The organism is Promicromonospora sp. AC04 (assembly GCF_003058225.1).
Classification (GTDB): Bacteria; Actinomycetota; Actinomycetes; order Actinomycetales; family Cellulomonadaceae; genus Promicromonospora.
Genome location: NZ_QBUG01000007.1, coordinates 76,721 through 98,427, shown reverse-complemented (window position 1 = coordinate 98,427; position 21,707 = coordinate 76,721). Strand labels below are relative to the sequence as shown.

The 21,707-nt window shown below is 72.1% G+C and carries 15 protein-coding genes; 10 read left to right on the top strand and 5 right to left on the bottom strand.

Annotated features, from left to right (window positions below; translation table 11 throughout):
• Nucleotides 1-92: 92 nt before the first annotated feature.
• The gene (locus C8K30_RS18715) at nucleotides 93-740 is read left to right on the top strand and encodes a GNAT family N-acetyltransferase (RefSeq protein WP_108494436.1); all 648 of its coding nucleotides are present in this window, start codon (nucleotides 93-95) and stop codon (nucleotides 738-740) included.
• Between the two features lie 9 nt (nucleotides 741-749).
• On the opposite strand, the gene C8K30_RS18710 is transcribed toward C8K30_RS18715, so the two are convergent.
• Nucleotides 750-1,133: a PaaI family thioesterase gene (locus C8K30_RS18710; RefSeq protein WP_199230591.1), complete on the bottom strand. Its 384-nt coding sequence runs from the start codon at nucleotides 1,131-1,133 to the stop codon at nucleotides 750-752.
• Nucleotides 1,134-1,233: 100 nt separating this feature from the next.
• Between C8K30_RS18710 and polA the strand changes: the two genes are divergently transcribed.
• On the top strand, nucleotides 1,234-3,963 hold the full coding sequence (polA, locus tag C8K30_RS18705) for a DNA polymerase I (RefSeq protein WP_108494434.1): 2,730 nt from the start codon (nucleotides 1,234-1,236) through the stop codon (nucleotides 3,961-3,963).
• Nucleotides 3,964-4,050: 87 nt separating this feature from the next.
• Here polA and C8K30_RS18700 read toward each other — a convergent pair whose 3' ends face one another.
• Nucleotides 4,051-4,980 carry a hypothetical protein gene (locus C8K30_RS18700; RefSeq protein WP_108494433.1) on the bottom strand — a complete coding sequence of 310 codons (930 nt, stop codon included), beginning with the start codon at nucleotides 4,978-4,980 and terminating at the stop codon, nucleotides 4,051-4,053.
• 184 nt (nucleotides 4,981-5,164) lie between these two features.
• Nucleotides 5,165-5,968, bottom strand: coding sequence for a class I SAM-dependent methyltransferase (locus tag C8K30_RS18695; protein ID WP_108494432.1), 804 nt, complete (start codon nucleotides 5,966-5,968; stop codon nucleotides 5,165-5,167).
• Nucleotides 5,969-6,183: 215 nt separating this feature from the next.
• Here C8K30_RS18695 and C8K30_RS18690 point away from each other — a divergent pair, with 215 nt between their 5' ends.
• From C8K30_RS18690 to C8K30_RS18665, 6 genes are all read left to right on the top strand, one after another.
• The gene (locus tag C8K30_RS18690; RefSeq protein WP_108494431.1) at nucleotides 6,184-7,827 is read left to right on the top strand and encodes an ABC transporter substrate-binding protein; all 1,644 of its coding nucleotides are present in this window, start codon (nucleotides 6,184-6,186) and stop codon (nucleotides 7,825-7,827) included.
• A 121-nt stretch (nucleotides 7,828-7,948) separates the two neighbouring features.
• A complete protein-coding gene (locus C8K30_RS18685; protein ID WP_108494430.1) occupies nucleotides 7,949-8,956 on the top strand; it encodes an ABC transporter permease in 1,008 nt (335 codons plus the stop codon).
• On the top strand, nucleotides 8,953-9,915 hold the full coding sequence (locus C8K30_RS18680; protein WP_233257279.1) for an ABC transporter permease: 963 nt from the start codon (nucleotides 8,953-8,955) through the stop codon (nucleotides 9,913-9,915). The genes C8K30_RS18685 and C8K30_RS18680 overlap by 4 nt, the downstream gene beginning before the upstream one ends.
• A complete protein-coding gene (locus C8K30_RS18675) occupies nucleotides 9,912-11,753 on the top strand; it encodes an ABC transporter ATP-binding protein (protein WP_233257278.1) in 1,842 nt (613 codons plus the stop codon). The genes C8K30_RS18680 and C8K30_RS18675 overlap by 4 nt, the downstream gene beginning before the upstream one ends.
• Before the next feature lie 156 nt (nucleotides 11,754-11,909).
• Nucleotides 11,910-13,394, top strand: coding sequence for a 30S ribosomal protein S1 (gene rpsA, locus C8K30_RS18670; RefSeq protein WP_108494429.1), 1,485 nt, complete (start codon nucleotides 11,910-11,912; stop codon nucleotides 13,392-13,394).
• 206 nt (nucleotides 13,395-13,600) lie between these two features.
• The gene (locus C8K30_RS18665; protein WP_108494428.1) at nucleotides 13,601-16,399 is read left to right on the top strand and encodes a tetratricopeptide repeat protein; all 2,799 of its coding nucleotides are present in this window, start codon (nucleotides 13,601-13,603) and stop codon (nucleotides 16,397-16,399) included.
• A 91-nt stretch (nucleotides 16,400-16,490) separates the two neighbouring features.
• Here the strand turns inward: C8K30_RS18665 and C8K30_RS18660 are convergent, their stop codons facing one another.
• Both C8K30_RS18660 and C8K30_RS18655 read right to left on the bottom strand, forming a co-directional pair.
• Complete coding sequence (locus C8K30_RS18660) at nucleotides 16,491-17,402, bottom strand: cation diffusion facilitator family transporter (RefSeq protein WP_108494427.1); 912 nt, start codon at nucleotides 17,400-17,402, stop codon at nucleotides 16,491-16,493.
• A gap of 177 nt (nucleotides 17,403-17,579) precedes the next feature.
• On the bottom strand, nucleotides 17,580-19,469 hold the full coding sequence (locus C8K30_RS18655; protein ID WP_233257299.1) for an ABC transporter ATP-binding protein: 1,890 nt from the start codon (nucleotides 19,467-19,469) through the stop codon (nucleotides 17,580-17,582).
• A gap of 220 nt (nucleotides 19,470-19,689) precedes the next feature.
• On the opposite strand from C8K30_RS18655, the gene C8K30_RS18650 reads away from it, so the two are divergent.
• A complete protein-coding gene (locus tag C8K30_RS18650) occupies nucleotides 19,690-20,922 on the top strand; it encodes a cytochrome P450 (protein ID WP_108494425.1) in 1,233 nt (410 codons plus the stop codon).
• Nucleotides 20,923-21,004: 82 nt separating this feature from the next.
• Nucleotides 21,005-21,634 carry a dephospho-CoA kinase gene (coaE, locus tag C8K30_RS18645; RefSeq protein WP_108494424.1) on the top strand — a complete coding sequence of 210 codons (630 nt, stop codon included), beginning with the start codon at nucleotides 21,005-21,007 and terminating at the stop codon, nucleotides 21,632-21,634.
• Nucleotides 21,635-21,707 lie beyond the last annotated feature (73 nt).

The following is a 21,707-nucleotide window of genomic DNA, read 5'->3' as shown; positions in this document are numbered from 1 at the left end:
GGCCGGGTCAGGACTATTCTCTGCGCTCAGTCGGCCCCGAAGGCTCGGCCGGACCTGACGTTCGAACCCCAGATCCCCGGGAGGAGATAAGCGTGCGCACCGTGCTCGACATACGTCCCGCGCGCGAGGACGACCTGCCCGCCGTTGCCGCGCTGGCCGTCGAGGCGCGCGACGACTCGCCCACCGGGGCTCAGCTCGGGGCACAGGAGACCGACCGTCTGCTGGAGCACCTCAGCGTGCTGCTCTCGGCGGGCGGCCACGTGCTGGTCGCGACGATGGACGGCCAGGTCGTCGGCGTCGTCCTCGGCCGGGTCGTGGCGGCCTACCTCTTCGCGCGGCACGCGAGCCTGTACCTCGACATGCTGTTCGTCGCGCCGCGGGCGCGCCGCCACGGCGTCGGGCACGCGCTGCTCCGCGCGGCAACGGATCTCGCGGCCGAGCACGAGTGCCAGGACATCTACTCCGCGCCAGTCCCGGGCAACCGCGGGGTCCAGCGCTTCCTCGCCCGGCTCGGGTTCGCCCCGGCCGCCGGACACCGCGTGGCGTCCGTCGCTGCGCTGCAGCGGCGGCTCGCGGCCGAGGCCACCCGCGACGGCGGCCGCCGGTTCGCCCGCGTCGGCATCGAGGACCTCATCGCCCGACGGCGGCGCGCCCGGTCCGTCATGGAGTCCGGGCCCATCGACATGCGCACGGTGGGCGGCGGCGCGCCGTCACGCCGCCGCCCGGCGAAGGCCGGCTGAGGCTCGGCCCTAGCCGAGGATCATGCAGGTAAGGCGCGCCGTGCACACGCGCTTGCCGGCGTCGTCGGTGATGACGATCTCGTAGGACGCCGTCGTGCGGCCCAGGTGGATCGCCGTCGCCGTACCCGTGACGTAGCCCTCGCGGGCGCCGCGGTGGTGCGTGGCGCTCACCTCGATACCGACTGTCTTCTTGCCCGGCCCGGCGTGCGCCTGCGCGGCGAGCGAGCCGAGCGTCTCGGCGAGCACCACCGAGGCGCCACCGTGCAGCAGGCCCGCGGGCTGGGTGTTGCCCTTCACCGGGATGCGCCCGACCGCGCGGTCCGGCGCGAGCTCCAGGAGCTCCATCTCCATCCGCTCGAAGAGGGTGCCCGCCGTGTCGGCGCCGCCGTACATGGCCTTCCAGTCGATGGCGGCCGCGGTGTCGGGCTCGGTGTCGGCCGCTGTGTCGGCCTCTGGGGGCGTCGCGGAAGCGCTCGTGTCAGTCATGCGGGCTATGTTGTCAGGCGTGACCTCCACCGCGCCAAGCCGTACTCCGGGCAAGCCTCTGCCAGGCCGCCCCCGTCTCCTGCTGATCGACGGCCACTCCATGGCCTACCGGGCGTTCTATGCGCTGCCCGACACCCTCGCGACCAGCTCAGGACAGATCACCAACGCCGTCTACGGCTTCACGTCGATGCTGACGAACCTGCTCCGGGACGAGCAGCCCACCCACATGGCGGTGGCGTTCGACGCGGGCCGGGTCACGTTCCGCACCGAACGGTTCCCCGAGTACAAGGGCACACGAGCCGCCACGCCGGACGCGTTCAAGGGGCAGGTGCCGCTCATCAAGGAGGTGCTGGACACCCTGCACATCAACTCGATCGAGCTCGCGGGCATCGAGGCGGACGACATCCTCGCGACCCTGGCCACGCAGGCCACGGCCGCCGACATGGAGGTGCTCGTGTGCTCGGGCGACCGCGACACGCTGCAGCTCGTGAACCAGGACGTCACGGTCCTGTACCCGAAGAAGGGCGTGTCCGAGCTGGCCCGCATGGACCCGGAAGCGGTCGAGGCGAAGTACGGCGTGCCACCCGAGCGCTACCCGGACCTCGCGGCCCTCGTGGGCGAGACCAGCGACAACCTGCCGGGGGTGCCCGGCGTCGGGCCCAAGACCGCCGCCAAGTGGGTCACCGCGCACGGCGGCCTCGCCGCGCTGCTGGACGCCGCCGACGAGATCAAGGGCAAGGCCGGCGAGAACCTGCGCGAGCACCTCGACCAGGTGCGGGTCAACCGTGAGCTCAACGCCCTGCTGACCGACGTCGAGCTGCCGCTCGGCGTGGCCGACCTCGCCCTGGAAGGCTTCGACCGCGAGGCCGTGCACCTCGTCTCCGACACCCTGCAGTTCGGCCAGCTGCGCGACCGCCTGCTCGCCGTGGACCCGTCGGGCGCCGCCGCGGAGGAGACCCCCGCCGGCGCCGACGTCGAGCTCGACCTGGCCGACGTCGCCCCGGGCGCCCTTGGCGCCTGGCTCGCCGCCCGCACGGGACGCATGGGCGTGGAGGTGGCCGGCAAGGCCGTACCCGGCGGCGGGGACGCCTGGGCCGTGGCCGTGGCCCAGCCCGACGGCGAGGCCGCCTACCTCGACCTCACGCAGCTCGGACCCGACGACGAGAAGGCGCTCGCGGCCTGGCTCGCCGACGCGGGCGCGCCCAAGGTCCTGCACGGGGCCAAGGCCGCGGCCCACATGCTCGCCGCGCGCGGCATGGACCTCGAGGGCGTCGTGTTCGACACCGAGCTCGCGGCCTACCTGTGCTACCCCGACCAGCGCGGCTACGACCTGGGCGACCTCGCGATGCGGCACCTGGGCCGGGAGCTCAAGGTCGCGGAGCCCGAGGGCGCCCAGGGCGCGCTGGACCTGTCGCTCGAGGGCGAGACCGAGGGGCAGGCTGAGGCGGTACGCGCCCACGGCGTCGCCGAGCTGGCGACGGCCCTGGAGGGCGAGCTCGCCGACCGCGGCGCCACCCACCTGCTCGACGACGTCGAGCTGCCTCTCTCGGGCGTGCTGGCGCGGATGGAGCGCGTCGGCATCGCCGCCGACACCGAGTACCTGACCGGCCTGGAGAAGGAGTTCGCGCAGGGGGTGGCGGACGCTGCCGCCGACGCGTACGCCGTGATCGGCCGCGAGGTGAACCTCGGCAGCCCCAAGCAGCTGCAGGAGGTGCTTTTCGACCAGCTGGGCATGCCCAAGACCAAGAAGATCAAGACGGGGTACACCACCGACGCGGCGAGCCTGCAGGACCTGTTCGTCAAGACGGAGCACCCGTTCCTCGCGCACCTGCTTGCGCACCGCGACGTGTCGCGTCTGCGGGTCACGGTGGAGGGGCTGCTCAAGTCGGTGGCGCCCGACGGCCGCATCCACACCACGTTCCAGCAGACCATCGCCGCCACGGGCCGCCTGAGCTCGACGGACCCGAACCTGCAGAACATCCCGATCCGCACGGAGGCGGGCCGGCAGATCCGCCGGGCGTTCCAGGTCGGCGCGGGCTACGAGTGCCTGCTGACCGCCGACTACAGCCAGATCGAGATGCGCATCATGGCGCACCTGTCGGGCGACGAGGGGCTGATCGCCGCGTTCAACTCGGGGGAGGACCTGCACCGGTACGTGGGCTCGCGCGTGTTCGAGGTGGAGCCCGCCGACGTGACCCCCGAGATGCGCTCCAAGATCAAGGCCATGTCGTACGGCCTGGCCTACGGCCTGAGCGCGTTCGGCCTGTCGCAGCAGCTGAACATCGCAACGGGCGAGGCGCAGACGCTGATGGACGACTACTTCGAGCGGTTCGGCGGGGTGCGGGACTACCTAGCGGGAGTGGTCGAGGAGGCGCGCGCCACGGGGTACACCGCCACGATCCTCGGCCGGCGCCGCTACCTGCCGGACCTCACGAGCGACAACCGGCAGCGCCGGCAGATGGCCGAGCGCATGGCGCTCAACGCGCCCATCCAGGGCAGCGCCGCCGACATCATCAAGCTCGCGATGCTCCGCGTGCAGCGTGCGCTCGACGAGCGCGGGCTCGCCTCGCGCCTCCTGCTGCAGGTGCACGACGAGCTCGTGATCGAGGTCTCGCCGGGCGAGCGGGCCGCGGCCGAGGAGGTGCTGCGCAGCGAGATGGGCGCGGCCTTCGACCTCAACGTCCCACTGGACGTCTCGGTAGGCGCGGGCAGCACGTGGCACGAGGCGGGCCACTGACCCGTCGCTGCTCCCGTGAGATCTGGTGTGGGCGCCGAGATCTGGTGGCGCACCACCAGATCTCGGCGTTAACACCAGATCTCACGGCTATGGGAGATCGCTTCGGGGGTGGAGTGTCGGGCGGTGGGCAGGTGGGGTCTCACGCAGGACCCAGCTCACGATGTCCGGCACCCGGTCGCGAGCGGTGATACGGAGCAATCTTCGTCCGGCTGCCCGGATCGCGTCCTCGCGTCGTTTCTCGTCGAATCGCGCGGCGTCGGCGTCATACCCGGGGTTCAGGACTCCGTCCTGGTACTTGACGAACCCATCGAACTCCACCAGCGGCCCCCAGTCGTCCCAGCCGATGTCGGCGTGGAAGGTTCCGAGGCGAGTTACGACAGGTACCTGCGTCCGCGGTCGCGGGAAGCCGGCCCGAAGCAGGACGTACCGGGTCCGGGTCTCCCACGGCGACTGCGCTCCGCCGTCGCCCAGCTCCAGGACGAGGCGGGCCCGGCGCCGGTGCCTGCGGTCGGCCCGGACCTCCAGCGCCGCGACCAGGTCCTCACGCTGGATCCCTCGGGAGAGCGCCCAGTCCGCGAGTACCAGTCCATCGAGCGGCGGCAGCGTGCTGACGCAGTCGAGCACGGTGCGAACGAGGGACGTTACGGGTACGCCACCCAGGGTGATCACCTCGTCGTCCGACAGGGCGCTTCGGTGCCGCACGACGTCGGGGGCCGCATCCGCCTTGGCTCCGTAACGCTGGATCAGGTGCACGCTACGGGGCACCTTCCACACGGGTGCTCCGTGGAGCAGAGCGGCGCTCTCGTGGCTGACGACATGGTGTGCCGTGAGCTGGCGGTGTACCGCAACGACCGTGCGCTTGGCTCGACGTCGTGCCTGGTCCGCCTTCTGCAGACCGGTCTCGCCCGAGTCGACGGCGGTGTACGCGCCACGGCGCAGCCGCTCGATCTCCCGCGCGGCGAGGGCGCGGCGCAGGGTTCCATGGTCGTGGTCACGGGCCAGCAGGATCTCGGGCATGGCATCAGCCTGGAGCACCGACGCCGGCGCCTGCCGGGGGAGATCCGTGACCTGTGGACACAACCGGGATCCGACCCCCTGTGGTCGCGCTCACCCGTGACGGCAACGCCCGTCCAGATCTGGTGCTTGCGCCGAGATCTGGCGGTGCGCCAGAAGATCTCGGCGCAAGTACCAGATCTCAGCTTTACTCACAGGGGGTCGTGACGAAGATGGCCGTGCCCGGGAGGTAGCGGCCGCGTTCCGGGCCCCAGCCGCCCCAGGTCTGGGTGTTCCAGTCCGGCCACTCCGGCTCGACCAGGTCCAGCAGGCGCAGGCCGGCGGCGGCCACGTCGCGCACGTGGTCGCCGATCGTGCGGTGGTACTCGGCGTACACGACGCGGCCCGCGGCGTCGGCCTCGACGTACGGGCGGCGGTCGAAGTACGAACGGTTCGCCGTCAGGCCGCGGGTCGTCGGGTCGTCCGGGAACGCCCACCGCAGGGGGTGGGTCACGGAGAACACCCAGCGGCCGCCGGGGCGCAGCACGCGGGCGGCCTCGCGGTGCACGCGGACGGCGTCGGGCACGAAGGGCAGGGCGCCGAACGACGTGAAGACGACGTCGAACGAGCCGTCCGCGAACGGCAGTGCGCGCGCGTCGGCCTGGACGCGCGGCACGACGACGCCCGTGGCGGCGTCGAGGCGGCCGGCGCCGGCCAGCATGCCCGCCGAGAAGTCGGTGGCGACCGCTCGTGCGCCGCGGGACGTGAGCCAGCGCGAGCAGTGCGCCGCCCCGGCCCCGACCTCCAGTACGTCGCGCCCGGCGACGTCGCCCAGCAGGCCGGCCTCCGCCTCGGTCAGGCCCTCCGGACCCCAGCGGAACCCGGCGTCGCCGAGGAATTCGCGGTGCTCGTCGAGGTACTCGCCGGAATTGCTGTCCCACCAGCTCCGGGCGGCGCCGCCGTCGTCCGGTAGGTCTCGGTAGCCGAAGGACACGGGCTCGTCGTTGCTCACGGTGCCATCATCCCCGCCCGATCCCCGCTCGCACGTCATCGTGAAGCGCGGGCCAATTACCACATACACAGCGGTAACAAAAGGGTCACGATTGGATTGCGAGTGCCCGAGTGAAATACGGAAGCAACGAAAGGACTCCTAAGGTCAGGCCAAACGTCTGCGCGCCGTCGTGCCCGAACCCGGACCCGCCGGTGCGCCCGAGGAAGGAGAGTGCCATGCGTCGACGCGCTACGCGCCTCGCGGGCGGCGTCACCTTGGTGACCGTGCTCGCAGCAGCGCTGAGTGGTTGTGTCGCGAGCGAGCGGGACACCGAGAGCGGCGAGGACAGCGGCAAGGACACGTTCGTGTTCGCCGCCTCCGCCGACCCGGGCTCGCTCGACCCGGCGTTCGCCAGTGACGGCGAGTCGTTCCGGGTCGCACGCCAGATGTTCGAAGGTCTTGTCGGGGTCGAGCCCGGCACGGCCGACCCCGCGCCGCTGCTGGCGGAGAGCTGGGACATCAGCGAGGACGGCCTCCAGTACACCTTCCACCTCAAGGAAGGCGTCAAGTTCCACGACGACACGGACTTCGACGGCGAAGCCGTGTGCTTCAACTTCGACCGCTGGGCGAACTGGACCGGGCTGGCCGCATCCGAGTCGCTGTCCTACTACTACACGCACGTGTTCGGTGGTCAGGGCGAGAACGGCAAGTACGACTCCTGCGAGGCCCCCGACGCCACGACCGCCGTCGTGACGCTGAAGAGCCCGCTGCCCGAGCTGGTCCCGGCGCTCTCGCTGCCGTCGTTCTCCATGCAGTCGCCCACGGCGCTGCAGGAGTTCAACGCGGACGAGGTCGGCGGCGCCGAGGACGCCCCGGAGCTGTCCGAGTACGCCACGGCGCACCCGGTGGGCACCGGCCCGTACACGTTCGGTGAGTGGAAGGCCGGCGAGTCGGTCACCCTCAACGCGTTCGACGACTACTGGGGCGAGTTCGGCGACGTCCAGACCATCGTCTTCACGGTCATCGCCGAGGGCACGGCGCGCCGCCAGGCGCTCGAGGCCGGCGACATCGACGGCTACGACCTGGTCGCCCCCGCCGACGTCGACGCGCTCAAGGAGTCCGGTTACCAGATCCTGGACCGCGACCCGTTCAACATCCTGTACCTGGGCATGAACCAGAAGCAGAAGCCGCTCGACGACCCGCTGGTGCGCCAGGCGATCGCCCACGCGATCGACAAGGAGGCGCTGGTCGCGGCCGCGCTGCCCGAGGGCACCGAGGTCGCCACGCAGTTCGTCCCCTCGATCGTGTCGGGCTACAGCGACGACGTCGCCACGTACGACTTCGACCAGGACAAGGCGCGGGAGCTGCTCAAGGAGGCCGGGCAGGAGAACCTCGAGCTCGAGTTCAACTACCCGACCGACGTCTCGCGGCCGTACATGCCGGACGCCGCGGCGATCTACGAGGCCATCTCGGCCGACCTCGAGGAGGTCGGCATCACGGTGACGGCGACGCCCGAGCCGTGGAGCCCCACCTACCTCGACACCATCCAGGGTGGCTCGAACCACGGGCTGCACCTGCTGGGCTGGACGGGTGACTACAACGACACCTACAACTTCATCGGCACGTTCTTCGGTGCCGAGTCGGCCGAGTGGGGCTTCAACGACCCGGACCTCTTCCAGAGCCTGAGCGACGCCCGCTACGCGCCGGTCGACGAGCAGGAGGACCTGTACAAGGCCGCCAACGAGGCAGTCATGGAGTTCCTGCCGGGCGTGCCGCTGGCCAGCCCCGTGCCCTCGCTCGCCTTCACCGAGCAGGTCCAGGGCTACCCGGTCTCGCCGGTGCAGGACGAGGTCTACAACGTCATCACGTTCACCGAGTAAGTGCCGTGATGACATACCTAGGGCGCATCACGCCTTAGGGTGAACTGCTCAGGTCGGGGCGCGGCGCCTGCCGCGCCCCGACCGCTGTCCGTGACATACGAGGAACTTCCCGAGGATAGGTATGCTCCGCCTCATCGTGCAGCGGCTGCTGCTCTTGATACCGCTGCTGCTAGGGCTGTCGGTGCTGTTGTTCGCGTGGGTCCGGGCCCTGCCCGGCGGCCCCGCCACCGCACTGCTGGGCGAGCGGGCCACGCCCGAGGCCATCGCCCGGATCAACACCCTGTACGGGTTCGACCAGCCGATACCCGTCCAGTACCTCAAGTATCTGACCCGCCTGCTGCAGGGAGACTTCGGCGTCTCCACGCGGACCGGCCGCCCGGTGCTGGACGAGTTCATGACGCGGTTCCCGGCGACCATCGAGCTGACCGTGGTGGCCCTGGTCATCGCGATCGGCATCGGCATCCCGCTGGGCTACATCGCGGCCCGCCGAGCCGGCTCGTTCATCGACCACTCGTCGGTGGTCGCGTCGCTGATCGGCGTGACCGTGCCGGTGTTCTTCCTCGCGTTCATCCTGAAGTACATCTTCGCCGTGGAGCTGGGCTGGTTCCCCTCCACGGGCCGGCAGGACCCCACGATGGTCGCGACCCATCCAACGAACTTCTACGTGCTGGACGGCCTGCTCACCGGTGAGTGGGACGCGGCATGGGACGCGCTGGTGCACCTGATCCTGCCGGGCATCGCGCTCGGCTCCATCCCGCTCGCGATCGTGACGCGCATGACGCGCGCCGCCGTGTCCGAGGTGCAGAACGCCGACTACGTCCGCACCGCCCGCGCCAAGGGCATCAAGCCGGCGCGGCTGCGCGGCGAGCACATCCTGCGCAACTCGATGCTCCCGGTGCTGACGACGATCGGCCTGCAGGTCGGCCTGCTGCTGTCGGGTGCGGTCCTCACCGAGACGGTGTTCGCGTTCGCCGGCATCGGCTCGTTCCTCGCCGAAGCCGTGTTCAACGCCGACTACCCGGTGATGCAGGGCTTCGTCCTGATGATCGCGATCGTGTATGCCCTGGTGAATCTGCTCGTCGACGTGTCGTACGGGCTGATCGACCCCCGGCTGAGGAGGCAGCAATGAGCGCCAACGAGCTCCCTTTGACCGACGGCGCGGCCGCCGAGCCGCTCCGCACCAGCATCCACGGCGACGGACCGGGCGGAGAGGACCACGCCGGTGAGGGCGTCTGGGCGCGTGCCTGGCGCACGCTGCGCAAGAACCCCGTCGCGATCACCGGCTTCGTCATCGTCGCGGTCTTCGTGCTGGTGGCGCTGCTCGCACCGTGGCTGGCCCCCTACGGCCCGGACGAGCTGCCGGGCCGCGCCGAGATCCGCCCGACGGAGATCCCCGGGCCGTCGGCCGAGTACCCGCTGGGGCTGGACCGCTACGGCGGTGACGTGTTGAGCAAGCTGATCTGGGGCGCCCGCGCCTCGCTCCTGGTGGGCGTCCTGTCCACGCTGTTCGGCCTGGTCGGCGGCATGGCGCTCGGCCTGCTCGCGGGCTGGTTCGGCAAGTGGGTCGACTTCGGCGCGATGCGCCTCGTGGACCTCATGCTGTCCGTGCCGTCGCTGCTCCTTGCCGTGTCGATCGCCGCCATCGCGGGCCAGACGTCGATGTCGGTGATCGTCGCCATCGCTGTGGTGCAGGTACCGATCTTCGCCCGGCTCCTGCGCGGCTCGATGCTCGCGCAGCGTGGTCAGGACTACGTGCTTGCGGCGTCCGCGCTGGGCCTGAGCCGGCGTTCGGTGACGATGAGCCACGTGCTGCCCAACAGCGTCGGCCCCGTCATCGTGCAGGCGACGCTGACCCTCGCAACGGCGGTCATCGAGGCCGCTGCGCTCTCCTACCTCGGCCTGGGCGGCGGCGAGCCGTCCACCGCTGAGTGGGGCCGCATGCTGGTGGCCGCGCAGCAGGAGCTCGCGGTCGCGCCGCGCCTCGCGATCCTGCCCGGTATCTGCATCGCCGTGACGGCCCTCGGCTTCACCCTCGTGGGCGAGAGCCTGCGCGAGGCCCTCGACCCCCGGAACAGGACCCGACGATGAGCGACACCGCTGACCAGAAGACACCCGGCACGGCGCCCGACGCCGCGCCTGCCACGGCGGCCGCCACCGCGCCTGCCACGGCGCCGGACACTGTGCCGGACTCGGTGCCGGACGCTGTGCCGGACTCGGTGCCGGACGCTGTGCCCGACGACGTCGTCCTGCGCGTCGAGGACCTGTGCGTCGACTTCCGGACGGAGAACGGCGCGGCGCGCGCCGTGTCGAACGCGAGCCTGACCGTCAAGCGCGGCCAGACCGTCGCGATCGTGGGGGAGTCCGGCTCCGGCAAGACCACCCTCGCCATGGCGGTGCTGGGCCTGCTGGCGAGCAACGGGTCCGTGGCCGAGGGCCACATCTGGTTCAAGGACGAGGACCTGGGCCACGTGTCCGCACAGCGCATGGCGCAGCTGCGGGGCACCGAGCTCGGCCTCGTCCCGCAGGACCCGATGACCAACCTCGACCCGATCATGCGGATCGGGCAGCAGATCGACGAGGGCCTGATCGACAACGGCCTGCGGTCCCGCCGGGACGCGCGGACGCGCACGGTCGAGCTGCTCGACGAGGTCGGCCTGCCCGACGCCGGGCGCCGGGCGAGCCAGTACCCGCACGAGTTCTCCGGCGGCATGCGCCAGCGGGCCCTCATCGCCATGGGCCTGTCGGGCCGTCCGGCGCTGCTGGTCGCGGACGAGCCGACGTCGGCCCTGGACGTGACCGTGCAGCGCGGCATCCTGGACCAGCTCGCGGGCCTCACCGAGGACCTCGGCACCGCGGTGCTGCTCATCACGCACGACCTCGGCCTCGCGGCCGAGCGGGCCGACGTCGTCGTGGTCATGTACCACGGCGAGATCGTGGAGCAGGGCCCGGCCCGCCAGGTGCTCACCGCTCCGCAGCACGAGTACACGAAGCGGCTCATGGCGGCGGCCCCGTCGCTCGCCTCGCGCCGTATCGAGATCGCGCGTGAGCGCGGCCTCGAGGACGTGCTGGACGACGCCCTGCTGGCCCCCGGCGAGGACGCGGCCGCCAACGGCGCGCCCGACGCCGACGTCCTCGTCTCCGTCAAGGACGTGAGCAAGGTCTTCTCGATCCGCGGCAGCGGCCTGCTGTCCCGCAGCAGGGACTTCACGGCGGTGGACGGCGTGAGCCTCGACATCCCGCGCGGCTCCACCGTGGCCGTGGTCGGGGAGTCCGGCTCGGGCAAGTCGACCCTGGCGCGGATGATCCTCGACATCGAGAAGCCCACCACTGGCTCCATCACGTTCGACGGCGGCCTCGTGGGCGCCGGCGGGCACAAGGACCAGATCGCCTACCGGCGCCGCGTGCAGCCCGTGTTCCAGGACCCGTACTCGTCGCTGGACCCGCTCTACTCGGTGTTCCGCGCGATCGAGGAGCCCCTGCGCGCGCACAGCTACGGCGACGTCGCGAAGCGCCGGGCCCGCGTGGAGGAGCTCGCCGACCAGGTGGCGCTCAGCAAGAGCCAGCTGCAGCGGTTCCCCGCCGAGCTGTCCGGCGGCCAGCGCCAGCGGGTGGCGATCGCCCGCGCCCTGGCGCTGTCGCCCGAGCTCGTGGTGTGCGACGAGGCGGTCTCGGCGCTCGACGTCGTGGTCCAGGCGCAGATCCTGCAGCTGCTCGCCGGCCTGCAGGAGGAGCTGGGGCTGACCTACCTCTTCATCACCCACGACCTCGCCGTCGTGCGGCAGATCGCGGACCGTGTCCTGGTGATGCAGGAGGGTCGCGTGGTCGAGGAGGGGACCGTCGACACGGTCTTCGACTCGCCGGCCACCGACTACACGCGGGCGCTGCTCGACGCGATCCCGGGCAGGGACCTGGAGCTCGCGCTCTGAGCCCTGCGGCGCCCTGGCTCGCGTTGACCAGGGCGCTGCGACGCCACTAGGATGACTGGCGGTGCCGTGCGCCTTCTGGCGACCATCGGTACCGCAAGCAGAGCCAAACAGACCCTGTCCGTACTACGCCATGTCCGCATCGGAGCATCGAACTCAATGACCATCTCCACCCCTGCGAAGTCCGCACCCCAGGTTGCCGTCAATGACATCGGCACCGAGGAGGACTTCCTTGCTGCCATCGACGCCACCATCAAGTACTTCAACGATGGTGACATCGTCGAAGGCACGATCGTCAAGGTGGACCGCGACGAGGTCCTTCTCGACATCGGCTACAAGACCGAGGGTGTGATCCCGTCCCGGGAGCTCTCGATCAAGCACGACGTCGACCCTGGCGAGGTTGTCGCCGTCGGCGACGCCGTCGAGGCCCTGGTCCTCCAGAAGGAGGACAAGGAAGGCCGTCTGATCCTGTCCAAGAAGCGCGCACAGTACGAGCGCGCCTGGGGCACGATCGAGAAGATCAAGGAGGAGGACGGCGTCGTCACCGGCACCGTCATCGAGGTCGTCAAGGGTGGCCTCATCCTCGACATCGGCCTGCGCGGCTTCCTCCCCGCCTCCCTCGTGGAGATGCGTCGCGTCCGCGACCTCCAGCCGTACGTCGGCAAGGAGATCGAGGCCAAGATCATCGAGCTCGACAAGAACCGGAACAACGTCGTGCTCTCGCGCCGTGCCTGGCTCGAGCAGACGCAGTCCGAGGTTCGCTCCACCTTCCTGCAGACCCTGCAGAAGGGCCAGGTGCGCCCGGGTGTCGTCTCCTCGATCGTCAACTTCGGTGCGTTCGTGGACCTCGGCGGCGTCGACGGTCTGGTGCACGTCTCCGAGCTGTCCTGGAAGCACATCGACCACCCGTCCGAGGTCGTCGAGGTGGGCCAGGAGGTCACCGTCGAGGTGCTCGACGTCGACTTCGACCGCGAGCGTGTCTCCCTGTCGCTGAAGGCGACGCAGGAGGACCCGTGGCAGACCTTCGCCCGTACGCACGCCATCGGTCAGGTCGTGCCGGGTAAGGTCACCAAGCTGGTTCCGTTCGGTGCGTTCGTGCGCGTCGAGGACGGCATCGAGGGCCTGGTCCACATCTCGGAGCTGGCCGTGCGCCACGTCGAGCTGCCGGAGCAGGTCGTCACCGTCGGTGCCGAGGTGTTCGTCAAGGTCATCGACATCGACCTGGAGCGCCGCCGCATCTCGCTGTCGCTCAAGCAGGCCAACGAGGGCGTGGACCCGGAGTCCGAGGACTTCGACCCCGCGCTGTACGGCATGGCCGCCGAGTACGACGACGCCGGGAACTACAAGTACCCGGACGGCTTCGACCCGGAGACCAACGAGTGGCTCGAGGGCTTCGAGGCGCAGCGCGAGGCGTGGGAGGCGGAGTACGCCAAGGCGCACGAGCGCTGGACCGCGCACCGCAAGCAGGTCGCCGAGGCGCTCACCGCGGACACCGAGGCCACGAGCGAGGCCCCGGCCGCCGCTCCGGCCGGTGGTGGCGGCGGCAGCACCACCTACTCCTCGGCTCCGGTCGAGGAGGTCGGCGGCACGCTGGCTTCGGACGAGGCGCTCGCCGCGCTCCGCGAGAAGCTCACGGGCAACTGATCTGAGCTGTACGACGGCCCGTCGCCCCTCCGGGGGCGGCGGGCCGTCGTCGTTTTCAGCCTACGGGTATTTCGGACTGTGGTGGCCGGGCTCGGCCTCGCACCGCGTGCGGCTCGCTGACCAGGCATAACGCTGCCTCACGCGCCCGATGGGGTATCACCGCGCACGCTGGCCAGGACGGTCGGAGTGCTGTTGGATGACTGCCCATGAGCCGACCGGGAGCCGACGAGGCGTGGGGTGTGCGCCCGGCTGCCCTCCTCGCGCCCGAACGGGGGGTCGTGCCGTTCATGGGCCGCGGGCGGGAGCTCGCGGACCTGCGCGCATGGGTGCGGTCGCGGGAACCCGTGGCGCTGCGCCTGCTGTGCGGGCTCGGTGGCGTGGGCAAGACGCGCCTCGCGCTCGAGCTCGGCCGGAGGATGCGGCGCACGGGGTGGACGGTGGTCCACGTGCCGCCCGGCCAGGAGGTGGCCGCGGTGGCCGGCGTCGCCACCGCGCGGCGCGCCTTGCTCGTCGTGGACGACGCCGGGTCGCGGCCCGGCCTGTCCGCGATGCTCGACGCCGTGGGGGAGACCCGGGCGCACGGCAGGCTCCGGGTCCTGTGCATCGCCCGCACCGGCGGGCAGTGGTGGCGGCGCGTGCGGTGGACCAGCACGCTGTGGGCCGGGCGGACGCCGTCGGTCACCCAGATGGCGCTGGAGCCCGCCCTCGACCGGAAGCTGGACGTCGCGTTCGACCCCGCGCTCGGCCTGGAGGTCGACCGCTCGGACGACGACCGCGCGCTGCTGGAGGCCTTTGTCACCCGGTTCGCGAGGGTGCTGGGCCGGCCGGTGCCGGAGGTGCCGTTCGAGCCCGCGCCGGACCAGCGGCTGCGGGTGCTCGACCTGCACGCGGCCGCGCTGGCGGCGGTGCTCGACGGCGGGCGGGGGGCGCCGGGGGCCCGGAGAGCACCGGCGCTCGACGCGGTGGACGCGGTCGGCGCGCTCGACGTCGTGCTCGACCACGAGCGTGCCGCCTGGGCGGGCTCGGCCGCCGCGGCCGGCCTCGTGGCGGGGCCCGGCGGGACCGCCGAGGCCGCCCTGGCCACGGCGACGCTGCTGGGGGACACCTCGGACGACGGTGTGCGGGCCGCCCTGCGCCGCGCGGGCGTGGAACCGGCGCCCGGCCGGACCGCGGAGGCAGTGACCTGGGTGCGCGCACACCTGCTCGGCGTCCCGCGCCTGGCGGAGCTGCTCGTGTCCCGGGTCCTGGGTGCCTCGGCCGAGCTGACCGCCGCGTGCACGCGCGACCTGGAGCCGGGTGAGGCGCTCGGGGTCCTGGCGTTCGCGACGGGGATGAGCCTGGACCGGCCCGCCGCGGGGCCGGACGTCACCGGGGAGCTGATCGCGGCGGCGGCGTCCGCCCTGCCGGACGAGCGGCCCGAGGACCTGGCCGGCCTCATGCGGGTGGCGCGCTGGCTGCCGCGCTCCTCGGGCCCGCTGGTCGTCCCCGTGCTGGACCGTGTCACGCACCGCGTGGCGGAGCTTGCCCGGACCGTGGGCGACGAGGCCGAGCGGGGCGAGGCGCTGAGCGATCTCGGCGTCGTGCTGGTCGCCGAGGGAGACCCGTCCGCTGCCGTACCGGTGCTGCGGGAGGCGGTCGGGCTGTGGCGCGGCCTCGCCTGGGCCGACGAGGACCGCTACCGTCCCCCGCTGTGCACGGCCCTGAACAACCTCGGCCTGGGGTACTGGGGGGTCGGCAGGCACCGCGACGCCCTCGCCGTCCAGGAGGAGGTCATCGCCCTGTGCGGCCGGTTCCCGCCGGGGGACGCGCCCTGGGCCGACGCCGAGCACGCGCGTGCCCTGCAGAACGCCGGGGTGTCCTACACGGAGCTCGGCCGGGTGAGCGAGATCGAGCCGGCGCAGCGTGCGTCGCTCGACATCTACCGCCGCCTCGCGGAGGGCGACCCCGTCCAGTACGAGCCGCGCGTCGCCGCGGTGCTGGGCAACTTCGAGGCCCTCACGGAGAACGGGCGGCCCGACGACGCGCTGCCCGCGAACGCGGAGGCCGTGGCGATCCGGCGCCGGCTGGCCGCGGCCCGCCCCGAGCACCTCGGGGAGCTGGCCTGGTCGCTCGGCCAGCTCGGCACCACGCTGGAGGCCCTCGGGCGGTACGAGGAGGCGGGCACGGTGCTCGTCGAGGCGCTGGAGATCCAGCGCCGCCTCGCGAAGGAGAACGCGCGGGGCACGCGCGCGGACCTGGCCGGCGCGCTCTCCGCGCTCGGCGCCCTGTACTCGACAACGGGCCGCGCCGACGAGTCGATCCGGCTGGAGCGCGAGGCCCTGGAGATCCGGCGCGAGCTCACCCGTGAGCACCCCGAGCGGTACCTGCACTACCTCGCGCACTCCCTGTCGAACCTCGGCGTCACCTACGCCCGGCGGGGCAGGTACGACGAGGCGGTCCTGCTCGAGGAGGAGGCACTGGGCATCCGCCGGGGGCTGGCGAGCCAGAACGCCCGGTCGCTGAAGTACCTCGCGCAGTCCCTGTCCAACCTCGGCGTGCGGTACGCGGACCTGGGCCGGTTCGAGGAGTCGCTGCGCCCCACGCAGGAGGCCGTCGACATGCTGCGGCGCCTCGTGCGGGAGCAGCCGGAGAAGTACCGCACCGGCCTCGCCGAGGCGCTCGCGAACCTGGGGGCGACCCTCCTGGACCTGGACAAGGCCGAGGACGCCCTGCGGCCCATGCGGGAGGCCGTCGCCATGCGGCGGCAGCTCGCCGTCGAGCACCCGGACAAGCACCGGCCGGACCTGGCGCTCGCGATCTCCAACCTCGCCAGCGCGCTGAGCGCGACCGGCGACAACGTCGCGGCACTCGGGCACGCGCGGGAGGCCGTGGAGATGCGCCGCCGGCTCGCCGCCGACCTGCCGGAGCGCTACCGGGCCGAGCTGGAGCGGTCCCGGGCGGTGCTCGCGCGGGTCGAGGCGGCGATCCGGAACCCGCCGCCCGTTCGGTCGCCGGACACGGCGTAGCGGGGCGTGGCTTGGCCGGGCGCGGCGCTGCCGGGCGCGGTCCAGCCAGGTGTGACGCAGCCGGGCAAGGTGTGGCCAGGCAAAGCGGCGGTCAGGCGTGCTGCGGGTGCTCGTGGGCGGGATGCGTGTGCGGCTCGACCTGGAACGTGGAGTGCTCCACGGCGATGTCGAAGTGCTTGGCGACGCACTCCTGCAGCTGGTCCAGGATGCGGGCCGCGTGGCCGTCGGTGAAGCAGTCGGAGCGGACCACCACGTGGGCGCTCAGCACGGGCAGGCCGGTCGCGATCAGGGACGCGTGCATGTCGTGCACTTCCTCGACGTGGTCGAGCTCCAGCAGGTGGGCGCGGACCTCGTCGAGGTCCAGGCCCGGTGGCGACGACTCCAGGAGCACCGAGACGGTCTCGCGCAGCAGCCGGAGCGCCCGCGGGAGGATCAGGGCGCCGATGAACAGCCCCGCGACGACGTCGGCCCGCTGCCAGCCCGTCAGCGTGATGACCACCGCCGCGACCACCACCGCGAGCGACCCGAGCGCATCGTTCGCGACCTCGAGGAACGCGGCGCGCAGGTTCAGGTTCGCCGACCGCCGCCCGGCGAGGACCGCCATCGCGGCCAGGTTCCCGACCAGGCCGACCACCCCGAAGACGACCAGCTCCGGGCCGGGCACGTCGGGCGGCGACGCGAGCCGCGCGATGCCCTCCACCAGGACGTAGACACCGACGGCCAGCAGCACGCCCGCCTGGGCGAGCGCGGCGATGACCTCGGCGCGGCGGTAGCCCCAGGTGCGCCGGGCCGACGGCGGACGCTCCACCAGGTGTGCCGCGAACAGGGCCATCGCGAGACCGGCGGCGTCGGTCAGCAGGTGGACGGTGTCGACCAGGAGCGCGAGGCTGCCCGTGAGCAGCGCGCCGACGACCTGGGCGAGCAGCACCGCCGCCGTGATCGTGAACGCGGCGGTCAGGCGGCCGCTGTGGCCGTCCGGCAGGTGATGGTCGTGGGAGCCCACAAGCCAATCCTTCCAGCCCTGGACCCCGGCCGCCCAGCAGATCTGGTTCGTGCGCCGAACCGCAACCTGCGCGTCCTGGCGGACGTTCAACCGCAGGCTGCACGTCGACAACGGGCAGGGTGGACTCGTTGCTTTCGATTCGACGCCAACAAGGACCACATCCCCAGGCATCACAGGCTAGGCGGTCTCCGCGAACTGGGTTCGGTAGAGGTCGGCGTAGAGGCCGCCCGCGGCCAGGAGCTCGGCGTGCGTGCCGGACTGGGCCACCCGCCCGTCGTCGAGCACCACTATCCGGTCCGCCGCGCGGACCGTCGACAGACGGTGCGCGATGACCAGCGACGTCCGCCCCGTGAGGGCCTGGTCGAGCGCCACCTGCACCGCGGCCTCCGACTCCGAGTCGAGGTGCGCCGTGGCCTCGTCGAGCACGACGACGTCGGGTGCCCTCAGGAGCAGCCGCGCGATCGCGAGGCGCTGCCGCTCGCCGCCGGACAGCCGGTAGCCGCGGTCGCCCACCACCGTCTCCAGCCCGTCGGGCAGCCGGTCGACCAGGTCCCAGATGCGCGCCTGGCGCAGCACCCGCTCCAGGTCGGCGTCCGTCGCCTCCGCCCGGACGAACCGTAGGTTCGCCGCGACCGTGTCGTGGAACAGGTGCGCGTCCTGCGAGACGACGCCGACTGTCGCCCGCAGCGATCCGAACGTCACGTCGCGCAGGTTGATGCCGGCGATGCGCACCACGCCCGACGTCGGGTCGTACATGCGGCTGACGAGCTGCGAGACCGTCGTCTTGCCCGCCCCCGACGGGCCCACCAGCGCCACCATCGAACCGGCGGGCACCTCGAACGAGACGTCGTGCAGCGTGTCCGTCGTCGGGTCCTTGCGCTGCCCGGCCACCGACTCCAGGGATGCGAGCGACACCTCCCCGGCCCGCGGGTACCGGAACGTCACGCCCGCAAGGGACACCGAGGCACCCCGGACGGCGACGGCGGCCCGCAGGTCGACGGCGTCCGGCTTCTCGGCCACCGAAGGTTCCAGGTCCAGCACCTCCAGCACCCGCTCGAACGAGACGAGCGCCGTCATCACGTCGACCTGCACGTTTGCCATCGCCGTCAGCGGCCCGTACAGGCGCGTGAGGTACGTGGCGAGCGCCACGACGGTGCCGACCGTGAGCTCGCCCGCTATCGCCTGCAGGCCGCCCATCCCGTACACGCCCGCGACGGCCAGGGACGCGATGGTGGACAGGCCCACCCGGAACCAGGTCCCGAACAGGGCGGTCCGGACGCCCAGGTCGCGGCGCTCGCGGGCGGGTCCCGCGAACCGCGCGGACTCGGCGGTCGGGTCGCCGAAGACCTTCACGAGGTGGGCGCCGGCGACGTTGAACCGCTCGTTCATGACCTGGCCCAGGTCGGCGTCGACCTCCATGCCTCGACGGGTCAGGACGGCGAGCCGGCGGCCGAACCAGCGCGCGGGGAACACGAACAGCGGGACCAGCACGAGGGCGCCCAGCGTGAGCTCCCACGACATGGTGAACATCGCCGCGAGCGTGAACGCGATGGTCAGCGTGTTGGAGACGACGGTCTGCAGGGTCGAGGTGAACGCGCGCTGCGCCCCGAGCACGTCGCCGTTGAGGCGCTGCACGAGGGCGCCGGTGCGGGCTCGGGCGAAGAACGCGAGCGGCATGCGCTGGACGTGGTCGAAGACGGCGACCCGTAGGTCGAGGATGAGTCCCTCGCCGACCTGGGACGAGACCAGCCGGTCCGCCACGGACAGCCCGGCGGCCACGACGGCGAGCAGCCCCGCGGCGGCCGCGAGCAGGATCACGAGGCGCGTGTCGCCGGCGGTGATCCCGTCGTCGATGATCCGCTGGAACAGCAGCGGCGTGGCCGCGCCCGCCGCGGCCTCCAGGGCCAGGATCAGCACGAACAGGATGAGCCGGCCCCGGTACGGCCGGGCGAAACCGACGATGCGCCGCAGCGTGGACCACCCCAGGCGCTGCTGGGTGACGGAGCCGTCCTGCGTGAACGACCGCATCGCACGGCCGCCGCCCATGCTCCCGCCGCCTCCGTGCATGCTCACCCTCGAATCGTCCCACGCGGCCCGGTCGCCGCCGGACACAGCCCCCCGGATTACATGCGGGCGGATGTAAACAGCGGGTTAACGGTGAGCGGCCTCGACCACAGGGGTGTTTCGTGTTCTCCGCCGCCCGTGATAGAAACCCTTGATCGGGCGTCTACGCAGGTCGCCCCATATTTCGATGGAAGATCTGATGAATATCGACGGCTGGAGGGCCATGCCTGACCTGGAACCGCAGCGGAGCGGGGGCCGGGTGGCCCTGGTGGACCTGACCGGTGCCGAGGACATGACTGCGGCACTGCGCAAGCTGCAAGACCAGTGGGGGCCGGTTGCCCCCGTGGACCTGGAGCCAGGCGTGCCGGGCTGGCTCGTGCTGGGCCACTCCGAGGTCATGGAGGTGATGCGCACCGAGAGCATCTTCGCCCGGAACCCACGGCACTGGAGAGAGCAGCTGCCGCGGGAGTCGAACCTGCACGCCATCCTGTCCCCGACCGGACGGCGGAACCTGTACTTCGAGGACGGCCCGGAGCACCGGCGGCTGCGGCTCCCGGTGGACGAGGCGTTCGCGAGCATGGACGAGGTGCGCACCGCGGCCATCGTGCGTGGCGTCTGCAACGGGCTCATCGACGCGTTCGCCGCCCGGGGCAGCGCGGAGCTGATCGGCGAGTACGCGGCGGCGGTGTCGTTCCTGGCCGTGTCCGGCATGTTCGGCTTCGACCAGCAGCAGGGGATCGCCCTGCTGCAGTGCGCGAGCGAGATCTTCGGGCACGGGGGCGACCCCGTGACGGCCCTGGAGAGGATGGACCGGATCGTGATGGACCACGTCATCGCGACGCGGGCGAATCCCGGGCCGAACCTGACCGCCGAGTTCATCGAGCACCCGAACTTCGAGGACGACATCGAGATCGCGCACACCATGGTGATCGCGATCTGCGCGGCGAACGAGATGCTCATCACCTGGATCGCCGCCACGCTGCGCCGCATGCTCACCGACCCCCGGTACACGGGCCGCGTCACGGGCGTGCGCCGTGGTCTGGACGACGCGATGGACGAGACGCTGTGGAGCGAGCCGCCCGTCGCGAACCTGCCGGCCAGGTACGCCGTCACCGACTGCACGCTCGGCCAGGCACAGATCAAGGCCGGGGACGCGCTGGTGATGGGCGTGGCCGCGGCGAACAACGACCCGCGTGTGCGCACGGCGGACGACCTGTTCGAGGCGGGCAACCAGTCGCACCTGTCGTTCGGCGTCGGGCCGCACGCGTGTCCCGCCAAGCGGCCGGGGCGGCTCCTGGTGAAGATCGCCGTGGAGAGCCTCATGAAGCGGCTGGACCTGCGGCTCACCGACCCGGACGTGACGTGGGCGCCGTCGCCGTGGTCGCGCTACCCCGCCGTGCTGCCGGTGGCCTTCACCCCGGAGCGCACGGCGGCCCGCACGCCTGCCCGCGTCTGACCCGCGTCATGCCCAACCTGCGGTTGATCGGCCCTGTGGCCCGCGTCCGACACGCGCGGGCCACAGGGGGCAGGATGGTCCCATGTTCCGCATCGGACTGACCGGAGGGATCGCGGCCGGCAAGTCGGTCGCGACAGCGCGCCTGGCCGAGCTCGGCGCCGTCGTCATCGACCACGACCTGCTGGCCAGGGAGGCGGTCGCGCCCGGCACGGTCGGCCTGGCCGAGATCGTCGAGGCGTTCGGCGACGGCGTCCTGGCCCAGGACGGCAGCCTCGACCGGCCCGGCCTCGGGGCCCTGGTGTTCGCCGACGCCGCCGCCCGCAGCCGGCTGAACGACATAGTGCATCCCGAGGTGCGCCGGCTGTCGGCGGAACGGGAGGCCAAGGCGGCCGCCGCGGACGGGACCGCCGTCATCGTGCACGACATCCCGCTGCTCGTGGAGACCGGGCAGGCCGGCCACTTCCACCTCGTGGTCGTGGTGCACACGCCCGCCGAGCAGCGGGTGCGACGCCTCGTGGAGGGCCGCGGGCTGGGCGAGGACGCCGCGCGCGCCCGCGTCGCCGCGCAGGCCACGGACGGCGAGCGGCTCGCCGCGGCGGACGTCACGCTCGACGGGTCGGGGAGCGAGGACGACCTTCGCGCCCAGGTCGATACCCTGTGGCAGCGCGTGGCCGGAGAGGTCGCGCAGGAGGCGGAGGCGGACTCCGCGTGATTCCGCGGGCGGCGCTCGCCCGCGCCCCGGAGATCGTGGTGCGCACGGCGCTCGCGGCGGCCCGCGGCGAGGT